The organism is Amycolatopsis sp. NPDC003731, from assembly GCF_053586895.1.
Genome location: NZ_JBSFNC010000029.1, coordinates 1 through 20,522, shown reverse-complemented (window position 1 = coordinate 20,522; position 20,522 = coordinate 1). Strand labels below are relative to the sequence as shown.

The 20,522-nt window shown below is 63.2% G+C and carries 12 protein-coding genes; 6 read left to right on the top strand and 6 right to left on the bottom strand.

Annotated elements, in window-relative coordinates; genetic code table 11:
• Positions 1-54 precede the first annotated feature (54 nt).
• On the bottom strand, positions 55-777 hold the full coding sequence (locus ACWDN5_RS15035) for a class I SAM-dependent methyltransferase (RefSeq protein WP_449676694.1): 723 nt from the start codon (positions 775-777) through the stop codon (positions 55-57).
• Between the two features lie 373 nt (positions 778-1,150).
• On the opposite strand from ACWDN5_RS15035, the gene ACWDN5_RS15030 reads away from it, so the two are divergent.
• The 4 genes from ACWDN5_RS15030 (at position 1,151) to ACWDN5_RS15015 (ending at position 5,260) form a co-directional block, all read left to right on the top strand.
• Positions 1,151-2,116 (top strand): nucleoside hydrolase, encoded by a 966-nt coding sequence (locus tag ACWDN5_RS15030; protein ID WP_449676693.1) that lies wholly within the window; start codon positions 1,151-1,153, stop codon positions 2,114-2,116.
• A 99-nt stretch (positions 2,117-2,215) separates the two neighbouring features.
• Positions 2,216-2,821 carry a histidine phosphatase family protein gene (locus ACWDN5_RS15025; protein ID WP_449676692.1) on the top strand — a complete coding sequence of 202 codons (606 nt, stop codon included), beginning with the start codon at positions 2,216-2,218 and terminating at the stop codon, positions 2,819-2,821.
• Between the two features lie 1,058 nt (positions 2,822-3,879).
• Positions 3,880-4,584, top strand: coding sequence for a hypothetical protein (locus ACWDN5_RS15020; RefSeq protein ID WP_449676691.1), 705 nt, complete (start codon positions 3,880-3,882; stop codon positions 4,582-4,584).
• A 40-nt stretch (positions 4,585-4,624) separates the two neighbouring features.
• On the top strand, positions 4,625-5,260 hold the full coding sequence (locus tag ACWDN5_RS15015; RefSeq protein WP_449676690.1) for a GNAT family N-acetyltransferase: 636 nt from the start codon (positions 4,625-4,627) through the stop codon (positions 5,258-5,260).
• Positions 5,261-5,282: 22 nt separating this feature from the next.
• Here the strand turns inward: ACWDN5_RS15015 and ACWDN5_RS15010 are convergent, their stop codons facing one another.
• The 3 genes from ACWDN5_RS15010 to ACWDN5_RS15000 all read right to left on the bottom strand — a co-directional run bounded on the left by ACWDN5_RS15010 (position 5,283) and on the right by ACWDN5_RS15000 (position 13,067).
• Positions 5,283-9,545 carry a hypothetical protein gene (locus ACWDN5_RS15010; protein WP_449676689.1) on the bottom strand — a complete coding sequence of 1,421 codons (4,263 nt, stop codon included), beginning with the start codon at positions 9,543-9,545 and terminating at the stop codon, positions 5,283-5,285.
• Between the two features lie 827 nt (positions 9,546-10,372).
• Positions 10,373-12,013 (bottom strand): hypothetical protein, encoded by a 1,641-nt coding sequence (locus ACWDN5_RS15005; RefSeq protein ID WP_449676688.1) that lies wholly within the window; start codon positions 12,011-12,013, stop codon positions 10,373-10,375.
• A gap of 382 nt (positions 12,014-12,395) precedes the next feature.
• On the bottom strand, positions 12,396-13,067 hold the full coding sequence (locus ACWDN5_RS15000; protein ID WP_449676687.1) for a hypothetical protein: 672 nt from the start codon (positions 13,065-13,067) through the stop codon (positions 12,396-12,398).
• A gap of 307 nt (positions 13,068-13,374) precedes the next feature.
• On the opposite strand from ACWDN5_RS15000, the gene ACWDN5_RS14995 reads away from it, so the two are divergent.
• On the top strand, positions 13,375-15,129 hold the full coding sequence (locus tag ACWDN5_RS14995) for a hypothetical protein (RefSeq protein WP_449676686.1): 1,755 nt from the start codon (positions 13,375-13,377) through the stop codon (positions 15,127-15,129).
• Between the two features lie 32 nt (positions 15,130-15,161).
• Positions 15,162-18,620: an NACHT domain-containing protein gene (locus ACWDN5_RS14990; RefSeq protein ID WP_449676685.1), complete on the top strand. Its 3,459-nt coding sequence runs from the start codon at positions 15,162-15,164 to the stop codon at positions 18,618-18,620.
• Between the two features lie 266 nt (positions 18,621-18,886).
• On the opposite strand, the gene ACWDN5_RS14985 is transcribed toward ACWDN5_RS14990, so the two are convergent.
• Both ACWDN5_RS14985 and ACWDN5_RS14980 read right to left on the bottom strand, forming a co-directional pair.
• Complete coding sequence (locus ACWDN5_RS14985; protein ID WP_449676684.1) at positions 18,887-19,297, bottom strand: histone-like nucleoid-structuring protein Lsr2; 411 nt, start codon at positions 19,295-19,297, stop codon at positions 18,887-18,889.
• Positions 19,298-20,011: 714 nt separating this feature from the next.
• Positions 20,012-20,522: hypothetical protein (locus tag ACWDN5_RS14980; protein ID WP_449676683.1), on the bottom strand; the 511-nt coding region annotated here is incomplete at its 5' end.

Here is a 20,522-nt window from a genome sequence, read left to right as displayed (position 1 = left end):
TCATCGGCGGCAGCAGCCTTAAACGGAAGGCCGCCTTTTTTTGTTGGGCGCGCCTCAGGTGCAACTGGGCGTAAGCATTAGTATCCAAAACACTGGCTTCGTGTCGAACCCGGAAAATCTGGTGCCGAAGCGTTCTGCGCCGATCGGGAGCGCAATAGTCTCCTCGGCCTTGACGTATAGCTGAGGCTCCGACAGTATCTTGCGATACCATGCTGTATTCCGATAGTATACACTAAGTGAAACTCCATCCCAGCCCACTGGAAATGTAATGTTCTTTGAGTGTTCCTCCTGGGTAAAAGCTGTGTTCGCTGCAAGCGTCCAAGACGGATGGACAATCGATACCAGTGCGATACCTGCATCCTTTAGGTGTGCCCGCATCCAGGCTGCGGCACGTCGCACCGTTGCCTCGTCGACAAGCATGAGCACGCTACAGCACAGAATGACATCAAACTGCCGACTAATGCTTGGAGGGTTTCGGAGATCTAGGGAGGTGATAGTTACCCTGGATTCAAGTTTTTTCTTGCATTCAGTTAGCAGGGTCTGATTTACGTCGGTTGCTGTGATGCTGCAACGGTCGGAAACTGCCGATATCAACATCGCTGTCGCGGATCCCTCGCCGCATCCGATTTCGAACACGCTGGAAGGTTGATGGTCGGATATAATATCCCTCAGACGCGGGAATAACAACGTCTGTCGGACTGCGTCCCATCGTTTCAATCGCACAAGCCATTGCTCGGCGAACTCTCTGCTTTCGACACCGCCCGCGAGAATTCCCATCGGATCATCATAGCAAGCGTAGTGTAAACTAGCGAGGAGCAAGCGGTAGTGTCAGCCTGGTACCCGAATGGCGGATTGATTGATCGTGGATTTTGGATAGCTCTCCGTCTTGATCCGCGTATCGGCATCGCATGACGCAAATGATGATCTTACGCCGATCACAAAGTTGAGGACCCCGAATCGTATGATCTTTAAGCTGCTCGAGTGGTGCTTGGGCCTCCGGGTTGTAGCCGCTGTAGCAGCCTGTTATTGGCGTACTCGGCTGGCTTGCGATGACAGGTCGTCGTGCTGAGTTTACTTCCGGCTTCCGTGTCCCGATCGTCTCAAGATCGCCTGCTAGCGCCAGAGGCGCACCTCTGCGAAGATTAAGCCCGTGGCTTCTCCTCTACTCATCGACTGTGACCCCGGCGTCGACGACATGATCGCGCTGCTCTTCGCTTGCGCCAGTCATGAGATCCGGTTGCTCGGTGTAACGACTGTCAGCGGCAATGTTGGTGTCGATAAGACGACTGCCAACGCTTTGGCTATCTTGGCGCTGGCCGGCCGGTCCGACATCCCAGTTGCGATGGGCTCATCTCGTCCGCTGATCAGATCGGTCCGTGGCGGGGCCGAGGGTGTTCACGGTGATAATGGGCTGGGCGGGGTACGCTTACCCCGTTCGGGCGTAGCTCCCGATCCGCGTCATGCTGTGGACTTTCTGGCCGAAACTGTTACTGGTTCGACGGAGCCTGTCACACTCGTTGCGACTGGGCCTCTTACTAATATCGCGTTGTTCTACGCGCGCTATCCCGAGGTGGCGAGTTTGCTGAGGCGGGTCATAATTATGGGGGGATCAATAGGTCCAGGGAATATTACTCCCGCGGCAGAGTTCAACTGTTGGTTTGACCCCGAAGCGGCGTACCGTGTGTTGACGGACACTGGTCTCAGTCGTCAGGTTCCGACTTTCATGATCGGTCTTGATGTTGCGGCTCGTGTGTCCCTAGGGGTGGATGAGTTGAGAGTTCTTCGACAATCTGGTCGGGTGGGCGCCTGCGTCGCGGATGCTTTGGGAGGGCAATATCTCAACCATTTTCGTGATCTTGACGGCCGCGATGCGGTGCCAATCTATGACCCGGTAACAGTCGTGGAGGCCGTTTGTCCAGGACTTGTTACTATGGCGCCGGCTTCTGTCGAAGTAGATACCTCGACAGGGCAAGGGCGTGGCGCCACTGAAGTGCATTTCAGGTCCTCAAGGCTTCAGGTTCTGAATCAATCGGTAGGAGTTGATGCGAACGGTGAGAAAATTGTAGAAATCATCTTGGATCGGCTGACGCAGGGCGATCTCTCGCTTAATGTGTAAGAATAAAGTGACCTTCATGCGTAAGATGCATTGCGTTTGCCGTTGTCGGCTTACTCGGGACTGTGTGGCGAGAGACTAGTGTGCTCACTGCGACTTTTAATGATAAGGCACGGCAAGACGTCAGCGAACCTTACTGGCGTTTTGGACTCGCTCCCCCCGGGGCTCCCTCTTATAGAGGAGGGGTATCTGCAGGCGGAGAAGCTTGCTGATGCGCTATCGGGTGAGCCGATCGTTGGCGTGTACGCGAGCCGGGCGGTGCGTGCGCAGCAAACTGCAGCTCCGATTGCGGGCAGGCATGGTCTAAAGGTGGTGGTCTTGGGTGGTGTACATGAGGTCCAGCTCGGCGACTGGGAGGGGACCAGTGATGCGGAATCCCTCCAGAAATTTTTGAAAATCTTCGCATATTGGCTTGAAAGGGATCTGGATCGGCGAATACCGGGTGGGGAGTCGGCGCGTGAGGTCTTAAAAAGATTCTTAATTGATGTTCGCGCCATTCATGCAGTGCACGCTAGCGGAGGCGTGGCAGTGTTGGTTAGTCATGGGGCTGCGATCCGACTGGCTTCGATTAATATGGCAGATAACCTCGACGTGAAGACGGTCGGTGCTCGATTCATTCCGAACGCAGAATACGTCGTTATGGAGTCCATTTCGTCGAGTGGTGAGAGTTGGCGTTGTTTGGAGTGGATGGGGGATCAGGTCGATTAGGGTTCCCGCGCTCGCGGGTGCAATGCCTTGCCGATGTGGCCATCGTGTCCGGTAACGTTCCGCCCGCGGCTACCTGGTGATTCCGAGGCATCGTCGCTTCGTCGGTGGAGTGAATTATCGAAACTACTGGTAGCCGGAGGCAATGATCATGGATAAGGCGTATTCCCATATCTCGCTCCGCCAAGCGAAGAGCGACCGGCGGATCACCCTTCGTCAGCCCTTCCGGCACGCGGGCAGACAAACCTGCCCGATGTACTCTTAGTGATGCTCCGCGCATGCGAAGCTACATTCTGCGCCCTCCGTGGAGCATCCGCACGCATACCCGCAAGTAGCTTCGTGGGGTTGAAGCCCGGTGGCGGCAAGGTGATTACCCGGGTCTTCGGCGTGTCCAACAGCGTCTTGGACGCCGCCGCCCTTCAACTCGACGGAGCCGAACGCGTCTACCTATTCGACCTCGGCCGCGCCGTGAACGCCGCCGGCCGCCCGACGCAGGCGGTCCGGCGAGCAGTGTCTGCAGCCCAGGATCGACGCGGTGCAGATAGTCCCCTTACCCGTGGGCAGAGCGGTGCAGCGGACCCGCAGATCGCGCAGACGGGTGACCGACGGCAGCAGTGCGTCCAGCCGTTGGTGGGTAACCGGGACGCCGTCAGCGACCAGCTGGTGCAGTGGCCGCACGGAGCCGTCGAGCCCACCGTCAGACGCCATGGCGTTGCATTAGACACAACAATGTGACGTCGATGCCGATCGACCGTCGTTCCCGAAGACGCCATCTCCGGAGACACGCGACACCCAAGGGTTTCTAAGCGGCCGACGGTTTCTAAGCGGCCGACGCGGCACCCATGCGATCGACCACCGATCGCGAGCCCCCAGTACAACTGGTTGACCTGCAGACACTTTGCAGGATCGTCTGTTGTGGTGGATGCAACTTCGCTCGCTCTTGACTTGACAGCGCCTGCGCTGTTTCGGAGGATCCGAACAAGTGTTCGAAGGGTTCGGGTTCGCTCGCGGCTTCCCTCGTGGGCGTCTTCGGTGCGTGTTCGTGGTGCTGGAGGTGCGTGGTGGCGGTACCGGAAGCGATTGCCGGGCTCGCGGCGTTACCCGGCGTCCGCACGGCCGCGCAGCTCGGCGAGCCGAGTCTGGACCCGTCAGCGGCCGTGGGGTCGCTGTCGGTGACTCCGGCGCTGGCCAAGTTGGTGCCCGACGGTCTGCGGCGCGGCACGGCAGTGTCGGTCTCGGGCTCGACCGCGCTGGTGCTGGCGTTGCTCGCCGAGGCGACCCGGGAAGGCTCGTGGGCAGCGATCGTCGGCATGCCCGAGGTCGGGGTGGTGGCCGCCGCCGAGCTGGGCGTCGAGCTGGAGCGGCTCGCGCTCATTCCCGATCCTGGGACTGAGGTCGCTGCCGTGCTGTCAGCGCTGATTGACGGGTTCGACCTGGTCGTGCTCGGCCCCTCCGTTGCCCGCGGCATGCAGGCGCCGCTGGCGCGTCGGCTGGCCGGACGCGTCCGCAACCGAGGTGCGGTTCTGCTGGCCGCGGGCCCGTGGCCGGGCGCGGATCTGGAGCTGAGTGTGTCGAACCGCCGGTGGCGCGGCGTGACCGATGACGGTTTCGGTCACTTGGAGTACCGCGACATCGTCGCGACCCGGCGCGGGCGGGGCGCCGCGACCCGCCCGCGCACCGTCGCCCTGCAGCTTCCAGGCCCCGGCGGTGCCGTCACGTCTGGCGAGGAACCCGCTGGCCGCGGGCTGCGTGAGGCCGCCGGATGATCTACACGTCGAGCGGGTCACGACCGTCACGAGGTGCTAGATGATCGGCTCAGCCGTCCGCTCGGGTGCGCGCGGGGAGTTTGGTGCGCTGGTTCCGATCCGGCCGGCGGTCAAGGACGTGAAGACGTGTTTGCGTGGGCACTGGCTGAACCTCGATCTCTACGACAAGCTCGCCCCGTTCAGCCAGCGTTACCGGCTGCATGGCTGGCTGTGCGAGGTCTGCCGTGGTCAGGAGGCGTGCGAGCCGTATGCTCGGCGCCTCGCCGAGTGGGCGCTCCTCGACGTCACCGTCCAGCACCGGCCCGACGCGGCGCCGACCAACGGGCTCGTCATGGTCGTCCATCCGCCGGCCACGGCAACGCTGGCCGGTCGAATCGAACTTCGGCTCGACGGCACTGAGGTCGGCTCGGTGACGGCGAGCCCGTGCGGGAGGTGCCGGACGGCCACCCTCGATTACGTCCACGTCGTCGTGGAGAGTACCGGCGCCTGCGCTTCGGTCGCACGCTGGTGGCAGCTTCGGTGGCTCGGGCGCCGTCGTACCGGTGGACGGCGCCGCTGCCGGACGGCCCGGTGGCGCGGTCGTTCCGTGCCCGGATCACCATGCGTCGAGCCGGTCCGTCGTGCGCCCACGTCGGAGACGCGGAGTTCAGATGATAAGTGGCCGGGGAGTGAGTGAGAAGCGATGGCAGTCTTGTGTTTCAGCGGCGCGGTGGGCGCGCTGGGTGTTCGACGTCTCGGTGCCTCGGGTCGAGAGTGGTCCACCCTTCGGCTGTGGGTACGTGGATGTGCAGGGTGGTCCGGGTGATCATGCCGGGCCACGGATCGTGTTCGTGCGCCTTCGCGGAACGACGTTCCTGATAAACGAGGCGCCCTAGGGCGAGGTCGGCGTCAGCGAGTCCGGCGTGGAGCAGGTCGCCGCGGATGAGCAGGGTGGAGTCGCCGGGTTCGTAGGTGTCAGGTGCGAACGCGATGACGGTGCCGTCGGATTGGCGGACGGCACCGTCGAGGATGTGGGAGTCGGAGGAGAGTAGGTGAAGAAAGTGAGCGCTGGGCAGCGTGACGGATACGGTGCCAGTGAGGGAGCAGTCGTAGTTCGAGCCCTCCCAGACGTAGCGGTCACTGGCATGCAGGACAGAGGCGGGGATGCTGGTTTCGGTGGTCCATCCGTCCGCGGTTTCGCGTTCGGCGAGGATGTCGAGGAAGTTAGGGTGGTGAGGAAATTCGCCGAGGAAAGCCCCGTCGATGAAGTCGTGCTGGTAGTCGTGTGGGCGGTAGTCGTTCAACGGCGCCGCGAGGATCGTGGGAATGTCGGCTTGCCGGATGAAGACTGTGTGGTGGACAAGCCCGTGGTCAGCCCACACTCCTTCGGAGGTTAGGCCGGGGGCCGGTCCGTAGGCGTTCCAGTACCAGGATGCGCTGCCGCGTAACAGGATCCAGCTGTCTTGGTCGTCGAGGCCGTATGCAGCGCCTGCCGGGGAAGCGGCAGCAATCGCGCCGGGAACGACGATGAGGCCGGTGGTGTCGATCAGCTGTGTGCGATCGCTGACCCAGGCGCACTGCGCATCGAAGGCGGTCAAGTCTGGTGGGTGAGGGCGCGAATAGGGCATCCACCAGGTGTTGGCGGGGCTGTACTGGTCAGGCTTTGAGTCCTCCGGATTGCCGGTGAGTTGGTGTGTTGGGTCGATGTCGCGGGCGGCGGCGCTACGGGTGGGGGTGACTCGCCCGTAGAAGCTGTCGTCGTTCGGTTGGTGGGTGTCGGCGAGCAGGGCAAGGGCTTCGTGCCATGCTTGCCATTGGTACTTCTTGCCGATTCGTTCTCGCTTGTGCGGACTGCGGCCTGCCCGGTGGTTTCCCTCGAGTTCGCGGTCGATATCCCGGAACCTTTCGGGTGTCCAACCCCGTTCGGCGACACCGCAGACCACGTACCTGGTCACCAGAGCTGCGTCAACTGGTGTTGTGCGCTGGCGGGCCGGCTGCTCGGCAGCGGTGGAGGCGGCTGCGGCGATCAGGTCGTCAACAGCCTCCCGTAGTGGGTTGTCCTCGGGCAGGTGTTCCAGCAGGCCTAGGGACGGTTCGGGCTCGTCCTCGGTGCTGACGTTTTCGGAGTTGGACGCGAAGGGGAAGCTGAGCGGGTTGTTGGTGCCGATGATGTAGATACCGAAGTCGCCGTGTTCTCCGGCGCTGAGGTGGATGCTAGCCCACAACGATCCATCTCGGGAGGGTTCACCTTCTGCGAATAGGGGAAAGCGTCGTTCCAGTTCGTCTTGGGCCGGGATGTCTTCTTCCGGCCATCGGCTTGGCCATGGGCCGGTCGTCCGCGCGTAGTCCTTGTCGGTGACGAGTCCGCGCGCGTGCGCTAGGCGAATCGTGTTGTGGGCGTAGTCGCGAATCAGGATGTGGGCCGGTGGTGCGGTATCTCGGAAGACGGTGTTGAGGACGGCGTCGGCAACCAGGCTCAGCTCGCCATCGGGCAGTGTCCGTAGTGCTACACCGTATGTTGCGGCGCACACGCGTTCTAGCACGTATAGGTCATCAATCTCGATCGCGCGTTGCAGGAGCGGCACGAGAACGTTCGGGTGCACCTCGGCGAGTTTGACCAGCCGGCGCGTGGCGGTGTCCCGCAGGACGCGGTCGGAATTGGTGAATGCCCACATCAACGTCACCGCCGCGGCGAGGGCAGCCTTGTCGGTGAGAGCGGCGATTGTTGCGGCGTCCTCGGTCTCGATCCACGTGAGTATGCGCCGGTATGGGGTCGGTCGCCGCGACAGTTCCGCGGTCGCGGCGGTCCAGGTAATGTCGCGCTGCCACATCGGCATTGCGGCGAGGGTGGCATGCAACCAGTCGTGATCAATCCGGTGCCCGGGACGGCAGGCGAGTGAGACCGCCACATGCGCTGCAGACCGAGCGTTTCTGCGGTCCTGGCCGAGAAGTCGGTCGGTGAGCAGCGCTGCGGCGGCGTCCGTGATCGCGTTGCCGGCACGCAGCGGCAGCGACGTCACGACCCGGCCCGCCATGGTTTCTCGGAACTCAGGCTCGCTGTTGTCGGCGAGATCGATCAGCTCGGAGCCGGTGAGCTCGGGGAGGAGCAGGGCGAGCGCGTCGAATGTTGTGTCGCGGGTGTCGAGCTGCGCGATGGCGTCCGCGAGCTTGTCGCGATCATGTCCACTGGTGCTGCGTGCGGAGGCAATAAGGTTTGTGGCAACCAGGTGGTCGGCGAGGCGTTCGTAGGAGAACTGGATCGGGTTGTGGTCGGCCGTTCCATGCTGGGAGTGGACGAAGCTGTTGATCAGCACCCGTTCCGTCAACAGGGCTGCGTACAGCGACCGGGAATAGCCATTGGTGGTCGGACAAACCTCTTCGGTGATTCGTTTTGCCTCCGTCGTGCTCAGCCACCGGCGTCCTTGCTCGGCCATTGACCGAGCGAGGGCGAGGGAGGCGGTGGTCACCACCTTGTCGTCGGGGTCGAGGTCCAAGCGTTCAGACACGATTGTGTCTCGTGTCGCGAGGAACCCGTCGAGGACCGCGCTCAACCCGGGTGTGGACTCCAGCATCATCCCGGGGCGCTGCTGGGCGGTGCGGCAGAACAGATCAAGGAACAGTGGCTCCCGGAATTCGGGTAGCAGCAGTGGTGTGGCGGGTGCGATCAACCCGTAGTGGGCGAAGAACTCTCTGACTGCGTCGAACTCCACATTAGCGAATCCGGTGTGCTCGACCCGCATCACGGACTTCGTGACGCTGTCGGGCACACACACCGGGAGCGCGATCGTCCGCACGCTCAGCACAACGCCGATATGCTCGAACTGGTCGACCTGCTGCAGGAAACCCGCCAACCAGCGTGGCCAGATGACCCGGCCTTCGCCTTCGTTGAGCGCGTCAATCATCAGTAGCGCCCGACGGCCGGCACCAACGGCCAAGGAGTTCAATGCTGTCAGGAGTTCGTCAACGGTGCCTGGCCATTGTAGATTTCCGACCGCTTGGGACCTCGGCTCCGAGGGGGAGAGGAAGTGTTGCCCGAGAAGCAGAAGCACCGGTTGACCGTCGTTGATGGCGGCTCGGGCGGTGTCGGCCAGGAGGTGGCTCTTGCCCCGGCCCTGCTCGCCTTCAAGGAGTACGACGCGCTCGTTCCAAGCTGCCGGCACCTGCCCTTCCAGCCACGCACTTGCCCGCTCCAGGCTCAGCCAGCACGACTCCAACGGGCCGGCGAACGGGTTGCTCTCACGCTGGTGAGACGGATACCCCTTCGTCATCTCCTGCACCGGTGCTAGTACTGCGGCGATCCGCTCGCCCCAGCGCTCTACCGGCAGCGTCCCGCCACGTCCAGACTCCTCGACATTGGCGGAGAGGTGCTCCATCTCGGCGATCAACTCGGGCAACGGCTCCAGGTCATCGACTTCAGCCGCCTTCAACAACGCAGAGCGCGCAGCATCCAGTTCGTCACGAAATGGCGCTAACGCTTCGCGCCGTCGGGCGAACGCGGCGATCACGGCAGCAGGCGGGACCTCCACGGTCAGCTCGCAGTTATACCGCGGCCCCAGATCCTCGATTGCCGCGTCAAGACGCTCCCGCAGCCACCGCATCGATACCCGCCCACGCGGGTGATTCGGACGCCCGCGCTCCACCTCCACCGGGACACCTGCGCGTGCCTGCAGTTCATGCCGCAGATACCACGCCCGTTCACGCGCTGCGCGCAACCCTATCTCGGTGAGTAGCTCGAACGTCGCTTCGTTCGCCCCGGCGTGGTCGAGCCAGGCCGCCGCCTGAATCCGATCCGCTCCTGACCCATTCTCCAAATCCAACCGCTGAACCTCGACAACGCGCAGGAACCTGCGCAGCACCTGCTCTTCAGGGGCTGCACCGACCACGGTCGGCCACACGGCGACGACGACACGACGGAAACGTTCCCAGGCCCCCACGTCTTCGACGGTGCGGGCCGCATCGGCGACCGGTAGCGCGTCGGGCATGCTTCGGAATCGATCCAGGACGTCGGCCAGTACTGAGTATGACCGACTCGAACTGGAATCGGTGGCAAGGACTAATCGGTCCCGCGCGTCGTCAACGGCTCGCACGTCGACCCGAGTGCGCAACCCATGTACAAACGCGTCCACGAGTTGCGCGACGGCAGCACGAAGATCTTTAGTACGAGGGTCAAGCCGCAGCCCGCGCTTGGCCTGGACGAGGATGAATCCACCGTCGTCCAGAACAACGCCCACATCGTCCACGGGCAGGCCGGTCTCGCATCCAACCGCCAGCGGCCGCCCCGCACAACCACGACTGAACCCCGCGTCCAGGCCAGCCACACAGCGTGCAGCCCACCACGCGAACACCTCGGCTTGAAAGCCCAACCCGCCTGCGGCGCGAGCCCCACCAGCGCTCGCGGCCACACCCACACCAGCCGCAACCAACAGACGCACTCCACTTCTGTCCGAACCAGACCATGATGACAGAGCCGAGCATCAAATGCCGCTGATGCACGTCGAGTCGGAACTGGTCGACGGCGGTGGCGAGTACCGCGTTCGGTCAGGGCATGTGTACGGAGTGGCAACTCGTGGTAGGACTGCGTCGTACCTAACCGATCAGTTCTCAGGCTGGCGCATTGGCGGCAGGCGTCCGTCGTACGCTCGAACGGCCGCGGATTCGGCCGGAACGGTGAAGCGTCGGCGCAAAGTACGTCAGCGTGCCCACCTGTCGGTGAGGCGTGTTGTCTCGATGCAACCTGTTTCGCCACCCATGCAGGTTAGCGCCAACGAACCGCAGAGCACTCATCAGTCAGCCTAAGCTGCGTCTCGCTCTAAGCTCCCGCGCCTCTTGGCGCTGAGAGCGTTTCAGCAATCGAGGCGAGTGCCTGAATGATCTTGTGGCAGAGGTGCTCGAAGATTTCGGCTGGTGTGCGAAGCCCTGGCGCTATTGCAGCGATCTCCAGATCGGCGGTCCCACCTGTGTAGTGGGCGAAGCCGCCTTTCGAGCGAAGTCGTTGAAGGTCTCTCAGTGGTTGGACAGTCTCGGCCGTGCCGCCGCGCTCGACAAGATAGAGCTCCAGAAGCTTCAAGCTTCCGGTCTGGTTGTCCATCGGTGCGGAGAGGGCGCCCTGAAGCTGAACTTTGTCAAGGCTGTCGACTAACACCTTCGACAGAGTCAGCAGCGGACGCCCCAACGCGTTCATGTCGTCGACGACCGGTGCGTGAAGTGCTTGCCACTCGGTCGCTGCGGGCCCGGTGAGCTGCCGCCATAGTGGCCAACCCTGCAGTTGTCGGGCCGCCTCGTTGGCGAGTTCAACCGCACTGCGCACCTCTCGTGCCGTGTCGGGGCTCGAAGCGATCCTGTTAAGCCGCTCCCGTTGGAGTTTGCCCAAGTCGGGCTCGCCGCCGGACGGCGAGACATTGTGGCTCTTCCAGTGGTTCCACTCCGGCGACGGCATTCGCGATAAGTCGTATAGGTCCACTTCAATGAGCCCGTCGGACGTTCGTCCGATCGACATCCCCCACACGTGCAGGCATGCAATGCGGTTCGTCGTGACGGTGTCGCGGCCGGGCTCAGCGAGGTAGCGGTCGAGGACTTGCGCTCGGAAGTACACCCGAGTCCAGAAATGTGGACCAGGGCTACCGTCGGTACCGACGTTGGCCGGCGTCGGCTCCACCGTGAGGGGACCTCCGCTGACGCCGTCAGTTCCATAGACGAAGGCCGGGTAGTCCAATGGCTTCTCGTCGCTGCACCATGCGGGCCCAGGTCCGTTCGCCGCAGGAAGAATGACATACTGGCCATGCAGCGAGCTTGCCGCGATAAGCGGACTGTCGCCTCGTCTTCCTTCGTATTCGTAGGTCTGAAACTCCATCGACGCCCAGTCGCATCGTAGGCTATGCTCTTCCGTGGTCACGGAAGTTCCTTCTGGATGATCCTTATCGATCTGAACGGCGAGCAGCATCGCCATTTGTCGAAGGTTCAGATAGTTGCGCAAGGCCATCGCCTGCACCTCGACGCAGTAGTCGTCGGATGCCACGGCCCGGACCCGGGCCAACTCTACATCGCGGCCGGCGCTATCGAGGTAGACCCAGCTGTCGCCTCGACGTACGGCTCTCCAATACCAGAGAAACGGCAACGCCCATTCGACGGACGGCTCGGCGACTGTCGCTAGCCACCTGACCTGGCAGAAGAACTCGGCCCGGCCGTCGAATGGGTCGAGCTGCCCGTCATGGAAGCCCCGTTGGTCGAAAATCTCCACCTGCCCGACCTCGAAGGTGCGTGATCGGTCGCGTGCCAACTCGTTGGACACATCGCCGAGTGGGACTAAGGCACAGCGACGCATGTCAGCTGCCGGGCCCGGCGTCAGCTCCGCGATCTTCACCCAGTGAGTGGGGTACGGGATGATGGCTCGCATCGCCGCCTGCGGCCACCAATCCTGGTGGCTGCCGACTGGTGCGAACTCGGTCTCCAACGATACGTTCGAGGGTGATGCCATGTAACGATCACACCATCAGCGCTGGCCCGGACAGCGGATGACGTCAGCGGACACGCCGGAGAACTGACCGAAGCATTCCGTCCTCGCAGGTCACAACCCAGGAAACTGCCCCGTCGCCGCACGAGAGACGTGACGACGCGTGATTCTGGCGCGTCGGCCTGGCGGACCTCTCGACCATCCCAATACCGGGAGCAGTCGCGTCACCACTGCGAGACCTTGCCGCTCCGTATGCCTACGTGGATCGCTGCGCACATTCCCAACTGCCGGCGCGCGGCGCCTGCCGTCGCCGCTTATTCTCTGCCAGCGCGGCGGCGCGCGGCCGGACCAACGAGTGCTGCACCCTTCTCGGCGCCCACGCTCAGTGCCCCGGTTCGACGTGGTCGCCGGAAAGGTCGGGGACCGGCGCCCGCTCGCCGACCCGACGCCAACGCGTACCCCCCAGGTCGGTGAACGTGATCTCAAGTTCGCTCGCCTGCGCCTTGAACAGCAACTGCAGAGCTTGGCGGAGGTCCTCGCCGTCTCCGACGTCGTACTCAGGTAACCACGGCTGACCGGGCAAGAGTGTCCGCTTGGGGCCGTTCTTCGCTCGGAGCACCAGCCGCTCACCGTCGGCAAGCCAGTTGGTCGCGACGACCGCGACATCCGTCACCGGATCAGTCCCCACGTTCTCGATCTTCATCGTCGGGCGCTTGTGCACCAACGTCTGCTCGCCGTTGTTCGTGCCGACGTGGACCACGTCGGAGTAGGTCCACGAGCCGCTGACGAAGTACGCGTGCACCCGCAGCCGCTCGTCCTCGCGCCGGTTCTCGCGGCCGGCTTCATCGCGGGCGATCCGCAGTGCTGCCCATGCGGCGTAGAACGCGCCGAGCCCGCCGACCCACTGGCCGAGCCCAGCCCAGTCGTTAGTACCGAGCCAGACGCGGAGACCGATCATGGCCAGGACCGCTACGGCGATGCTAGCCAGCAACCACCACGGGCGGGAGCCCCTGAACAGCGCCTTCAAACGCTGCACCGAGACATCCCGGTTCACAGCGACGCCTCGGTGCAAGTGGGATTCAGGCACTGGACGGGTCCCTTCGTGTTCGTAGCCGAGTTGCCTCGGCGGACCAAAGACTACGGAGGGTCGCAGCCAGCCGCGCCGCCACACGCGGGCTTAGCTCGCACCCACGTGTGAGCGCCCACTGTTCGACCGGTTGCTGGCGCGAGGCCTGCATCGGCCAGCGCGCTGGCGAGGACCTGCGAAAATCGCGGGCGATCAAGGTCGGACTCCTGGTTCACTGGCCTTTGGTCGCTCCGTTGGGTGGCGTGGCCAAGTGGGAGCGATACGGAGGAACACGGTGAGTGACGGTGATGAGACTCGCCCGGACGGGCGCGCAGTCTCGCCCGCGATCGGCAAACTGCGGGTCGCGACACGTGCGCTGCGCATGCACCTCGACGAGTTCCCCATCGACTTCCACCTCAACGTGCCCGGTGACCGCTTCCTTACCGGCCTGGCGTTCATGTTCGCTCGCCAACGCTACGACTGCGCCGACTCCCTGATTGGAGCGAGCTTCGGCGGCACCGTGCTGGGGTCTCTTGCACGTAGCCTATTCATCGACGGACTGCGCTGGATATGGATCGCCGAGCGGCCTGAACGCCGTCGCGCCCTGTTGGGCGACCTGTTAACGGAACGTAACCGAGTGTGCATTGTGCTTGAGGAGACAGACTGTACTTGCCCGATCCTGCCTCGCTGGCTGATGCCGCTGCCCGACGTCGCCGACCTCACTGGGCAGTCCATGTCCTGGCTCGACGCGCCGACGATGCCGGGCGAGGACGAGCTGCTCAACGACTTCTTCGCTCGCGCCGACGCAGTCGCTGCTACGCCGTCCGCCGGAGAGAAGGACGGACTGCTGGCGCAGGTGGGGCCTCTCTTGGATATGGCCGGCCTCCGCGGGGCGATGATGGTTCTCGCGCACGCCGGGCACGGAAACTATCTCGGGCTGCAGAGCAGCCTGACCGAGGACGGAGTACCCGGGCATGACTTGCGCGCCGATCATGAAGCCCTGTTCATGCACGTTGCAGCGGTCGGTACCACCACCACGCTGTTGGGCGCGACCTGCACCGTTACCGAGGCGTGGCCGGTAGATGTTGACCGGGATCGGTTTCTGTCGCGCGCGGTCGAGCTGGCCGCCGCCGTAGCGGAGGCCGCGGCGCCGATCCACGGCCTTGGAGCTGCGCGCCGGCCGGTCCAGCAGAAGGTCGGCTCCAATCAGCGGGGGCGCCGACCTGTGATAGTGCGGCCGCAAGCAGTCCTCTCCGCCGATGACCTCCTGCCGGACGTCAATTCGGCCGACGGCGTGGTCGAGGCGGCGGAGAAGTATTTCCAGACGGCGCGGACCTTGCTGATCAAGCCGTGGGACTTCGGTCCGCCTCCCCTACACGCTTTGCTCGGTTTCGGCGGTGGTCACTCCAATCTGCAGGCAGTGATGGAGACCTACGATCAGCCGGGTTCTGGGGTTATTGCGGTGTTCGCAGCGCGGATGCTTCTGGAGGAGGCAGCTCGGTTGAGGTGGCGGTTCTCCGTCACGGAGAAGGCCTTTGAGGAGCGCGCCAAGCAGTACTTCGACGAGTTCCGTGCCCGTCAGAAGAAGACCATCAACCTCCTGACGGGGAGCGGAATCCGCAAAGCTGATGCGGAGAGGATCTTCGCGCTGCCGAGTAGGGTGCAGATCGTAACACCGAACGAGATTGCGAAAAACCGAACGCCGCTGCCGACGATCTCGAGCATGCTCCGGGACATGGGTGCACCCTTCCCTGAACCGGGGTGGCTAGAGGTCGCATACTCCCTGCTGAGTCAGACGACGCACAGCACGGCGATCGGACACCTGCATGCAGTACGTGTCCGTGACGGTGTCTGGCGCGGCAACGAGCTGAGCACGGAGATGCTCGGCCTCGCGCTCGACACAGCGTGTCTTGGCAGCGCTCACCTCATCGGCACTTCCGCCATGATCTTGACCAACGCGAGCGAGGAGGCCGCACATTTTCAGGAGACGTTGCTACGCGAGGCCGCCGTCGTGCATAACGCCGCGCGCATGGTTCACGGCCTTGACTAAGGGCTGGAAGAGCGTCAGCTAGGGTCCTGATCGTGCCGAAGAAGAGTGCGGACCGCGCAGGAGTCGCAAACGAGGCTGGCAGCGTGCACCGGCGTGGCGTGGCCGTGTTCCTAGCCGTGCACGGCCTCTGCGGAACGCAGGTCCTGGGTGGTGTTCCCCGGTTTTTGCAGTTCGAGACTGAACACAAGACTGACGATATCCTCTGCGTCCTCGACACTGATCGTCGGCTGTTCATCTCGGCCAAACGCACCTGCGGCGCCACGAAGGCGTTCAGGGAGACAGTCAAGGACTGGGCCTCCACACCAGCTGACGCTGGTGACCGCTTGGTTCTGGCGACCGCTGAGCCGAAGGGGGACATCCGTTACCTCGACGCAGCCCTCAGCCGGCGCCGTGACTCCGCTGAGTCGGTGTTTCCTGCGGATCAGAAAAGGGCGTTGAAGACGCTCACCGACGAGCTCGTTAGCGTCGATACGGTGACCCGGGACAAGGTGATCGAGGCTGCGGCAGTACTCGTCGTCGACGGGCGGTCGCGCAACCTGCTGTGCGCGATGCTCGAAGGTACTGTGGTGCCCCCTGGACATGGGCCCCAGACAGTTTCCCACCTGGAGGCACTGCTTCACACCCAGGCTGGTGCCGCTTACTCAGGTGACCTGAATTCCTGGCGAGAGTATCTGGCCGCACTGAATGTACCATTCCTTCCTGGGGTGGCAGGCTCCTCTCATGCCGAGTGGATGGCGGTTACCCACTATCGTGCCGCTCTGGCGGCACGCCTGGGCGAAGTGGACCTGAATCTCCTGGCAGATGATCTAGAGCCGCTCGTCATCCCGGAGCTGGTCGAGGGCATTCAAGTCGTCAGACATACCGCCGACCCGGAGGACCCCCGCGACACCAGCTCCCTGAAACGTGTGGCCCGTCGAGTCACACGACTGCTCATCGAAGGTCTTCCGGGTTCCGGCAAATCGGCCGCAGTCGTCCAGCTCGCCGCGCTCTGGGCTGGTGACTTCGATGCGCCACTGCCCGTTCTGGTCCGGCTTAAAGACCTCGCCAGGCGCTGCTCCGACGCATCGGACGTTTCTGTGGACCTGCTGTGCGAGCTGGCAGCGGCAGGCAAGCCAGACCTGTCGGCCGGCTTCCAAACTGTCCTGGCACGAGGACATGCCGTGCTGCTGCTCGATGGCCTGGACGAATGCTTAGAACAGGCCCCGGTCATCGCACAAGGACTCAAACGGGTAATTTCTCAGCTGCCGGCACAGACCGGGGTCGTCGTGACCACCCGTCCCGGATCAACTCCCGCCGCACACCGCCTAGGCCTGCACCCGGCCGAGCTAGCTGCTCCCCGCGATCTGGATAGCGTCCTAGCCAAGTTGTTCGAGCACGTCGCGAAAGCGCGTGTCGCAGAGAACCGGCCTGGCTGGATAGCCGACCGAATCGCGCGCCTGAATGCGGTCCGTTCCAGCCACCGTGACATCGGCGCGGTGCCCCTGCTGTCGATCTTGGTGGCCCTCACCATCGCTGACGACCGCAGCGCCCCGCTGCGGACGACGACCGCAGGCGTGCTCAACTCCGCAATCGAACAGACCATCACCCGCTGGGAACACGCAAAAGACAGCCTGCCCGCCGGATACAGGGTGCGCCCCACGGAAGGGCAACTACTAACGGCTTTCGGTGCGATCGGTTGGCTCTTGTCGCGCCAGCCGATCGCAGCCAGCAGTAAGGTTCTCGACGCCGTGGCCGACGCGCTACGCCAGCACTGGGGTCTCCCGATCGCGGAGGCCGTTGAACTGGCGCGGGCCGCCGTATGGTTCTGGGATGTCCGTAACGGCGTCTTTGTGACTGGCCTGGACGGCCGGGTCACCGCTCGCAGCCGGGTCTTCGCGGAAATCGGCGCCGCTCAATGGTGTCGCCATCTCGACGCGCAAGATCTGAACGCGTGGGTAGAGGTCGCCAGCGGCGATGAAACTCAACACGTCGCCCTCCTCCTAGCATCTCAAACAGACGTGCGGGTCAGTCCGCTGCTGCGCGACCATCCACAGCTCGCGTTTCAAGCACTGCGTGATGGTGCGGACTTCGCCGAAGAACAGATCGCTCATCTGCTTGGCCAGCTGTGTGAGGCCGCCCGGGCTGCCGCGAGCCAGAGTGCGGGAAAAGCAGGCCGGTCCACCGCGCCTGTGCTGCAGCAGATCGCGGAATTACCTGTATCTGGCGCGCTGCACGCCAGCCGAGTAGAGGTGCTGCAGTCGTTGGAGCTGCCGCAGGACGAGCGGGTGTCCCTGCTGGCAATTGCGGCAATGGCATCCGCCAGTGCCGAGTATCGACGGCTCAACCCTTCCGACGTTGATGACGTCATGGCGATGCTGTCGCTTCCCTTGCCGCCGCGAAGCGAACAAAGGTCGTCGGTCCGTCGCGGAATCCGTAGATATCGCGCCGGTGTCACGTTGCCCTCGCGTATGGCTCCAGCAGTCGTGCTGGCCAGCAACCACGTCGATGACCTTCCGGAGCCTGCGGTGGAGCTGATCAGGCGCCTTATACCTCGCATGTCGGCTCGAGACGCATCAGAGACCGTTACGAACCTGCTTCGTCAGGGATATGAAGCTGGTCTGAACGATTCGTTCGGACAAGTCCTCACGACAGTCCGCGACGGCTACAGGGAGCTCGTTGGTGATTTCCAGATCTTACTTGAGTTTATTGGCGAGCTGTCGCCGGCGGCTGCGGAGCTGGGTGAGTGGCAGCGGTGGCGGTTGCCGACAGTCAACGGACTTTTCCACGCCTTGCGCTTTCCCGCGGCGACGGACCTGCATGACGTCGTGACTTTATGTTCGCCTGAGCTGGTCAAAACCTGGTTAACGACAGCGGCGCTGGCCGCCGGGTTAGACATAGAGACGCTCGCCGCTGAGGCTCGGCACTGCCTGGCGAATTCAGTGGAGGACGAGTTCTCTCTGGCCACGGTCAGCCTTCCGCGAGAGGACAGGACCCTCAACGTCGAGCTTCTGGACCAGGAAGCTCGGTTAGGCGTCGTCGTGCTGCTGACCAGCGACCCGGAGTGGATCGCTGAGACCGCCGTGGAGATCCTCTGGGGGCATGTCGACCCCGCTTGGTTCTCGGCGGTGGCCTCGTTGATTCCCAAGGTTGCGCCGCTGCGGCGACGACGGCTGGCGAGTCTCGCTATCAGCCTCAGCAGCGACACTGCCGCTCAGGCTGCTGCATACTTCGCCTCATCCGACTCTCCGCTCCGCTGTGCTGGAGCCGAAGCACTCGCAGACAATGATCCCTTGCGTTCCAAGGCTCTTGTCGACGCCGATATCACTGTCCGTCACGCTGCCGGCGCGACGGCCGACAGTTGGGCCTTTATGGCAGCCGACTATTGGTCTTGCCCTCGATGTGCGAGCATGAACGAGACGTCTACTCCAACATGTACCGTCTGCGGAAATTGGGCTGGCGATATTCTCGAATCCAACACATGGGTTGACTCGGTGTACCCGGACCCGCCGTGATGACCACGTCGATTGGTCCCGTTCGGAGTACGACCGCCTACTGCTGGATGCCCACTGGCGATGACCAAGCACCTCCACATGGACAAGAGGCATAGCGAGAGCGTGGTCGAGCTGCCGTCGAAGGCCACGCTTCAGCGGCGTACCTGGTCCTCGATATCAGGCGTATGTCGGGATAAGAGTGGTCCGTCGACGGCGAGCGTGATGTGCCCTCACTGTCGACGGAGCAATCACTGCGGTCTCTCGCCAGTGATCGGCTGTCACAGGCGTTACTTCTTCGTGGCGGCGACGCTCTTACGTGCCGCACGCTTGCGGGCCGGGGCCGGTACTGGTTCGGCGGCCTGCCGCCGCGCCTCGTCGTATGCGGTGACAATCTCGGCGGAAAGACGGCCTCGCTCGGAGACTTCGTAGCCGTTCTCGCTGGCCCAGGCGCGGATCGCTCGCGAGCGCTCGCGGTCCGTCGTGCTAGCTGTCGACTGACCGGTCGCGACGCGCACTTTGCGGCCGCCGATCTTACGTCCCGCGGCGATGAAGCGGGCTAGCTCATCGCGCAGGGCAGCGGCATTGTCGTCGGACAGATCGATCTCGTAGCTGATGCCGTCGAGACCGAACGGAATCGTGTGTGTGGCGGGGCTGCCGTCGAGGTCGTCCAGCATCTCGACGAGGACCTTTTGAGCCATGGGAATTCTCCAACTGGTTGGCTGTGTGTCCGCTGTGAACAGGCGCCGGAGGTGCAGGTGTCCCCGTGGATCATACATACCCGTCGGTATATCGGCAATTTCCTTTCTCGGTGCTGGTTGATATCCCGGTGTGGGTGCGTGACCTCGGGTAACATCTCGTGGCGGTCTGGTGTTCGGGGCACCGAAAACACGGAACCACGACTTCGCGGCAAGTGAGTGCCTGCGTCGTCTTGCGGATCGCGCGTGTTGAGCTCGGGCTCGAGCGTTCGTCGCGTGCCCCGCTGGGCCCTGCTTGTCCGGCGGGACGATTCCATTGGGAGCTGCGCAGATCGCCTCGGCAAGCCTCGGCGACATGCCTCTTGGCGTCGTGCGGCCCGTGCGCGTGTGGTATTCGCCAGCTCGCGCGTCGGGATGCAATATTTCCCGCCCGGACGGCGGTGGATGCCTCGATCAGGCTTCGTGGACGTGTCTGAGCCCTGCAGCGTCAGACTCGCGCCGTGGGACGGCTTAAACCGAGATTCGGCTCGCCGATCTTGCGCTTGTTCAACTCGAACGGCTGCCGGCATGTCGCGCCCTGCCTATGAGGAGAGGTGTACGGGTGTGGGTGGGACAACATGGAGCTCACGATGCCTAGATGAGCGCTGGCGATGTCAACTGCCACCGAGGGCATGTGATCGTCTAAGGCGCATCGCTCGATCTGGCGGAGAACCCAAATTATTGCGCGCTCAGGCTGTCTGACTCGCTTGCCTTTGAAGTGAGTTGTTTCATTGTATCTAGCCACTCACTGACGAATCGTTCTCCATTTTCCTTACTGTCTTCGCCGGATATTAGTGGTGGGCGGTGCTTCAGCTGATCGAATAGCAGGTCGTAGATATTGGAGTTCCATTCGTCGAGACAGCTGGCTATGCAGGATGCTACCCCTGACGTCGAGTTGATTCGAGAGTTCATCTGTGAGGCTACATGCATCAGGTAGGTGCCCAAGCCAAGCTGTTCGATCAGGGACCGCAGTGCCGCTTGCCCAGTGCTGTCTGGCATCAATAGTCCATGAAATAGGTACAGCCCGCCACAACCTGCGAGGCCGAGGGCAACCGTTCGCGCGCGTCGCAGCTGTTTTCCGTCGGCCTGCCGCACAGCGGCAAGAGGGTCTTTGGTTTTCGCGTGAGATAATGCTGTTCGCACATGTCGAGATCGTTGTGGGTTGCGCAGCACCTCGGTCATGTCTTCC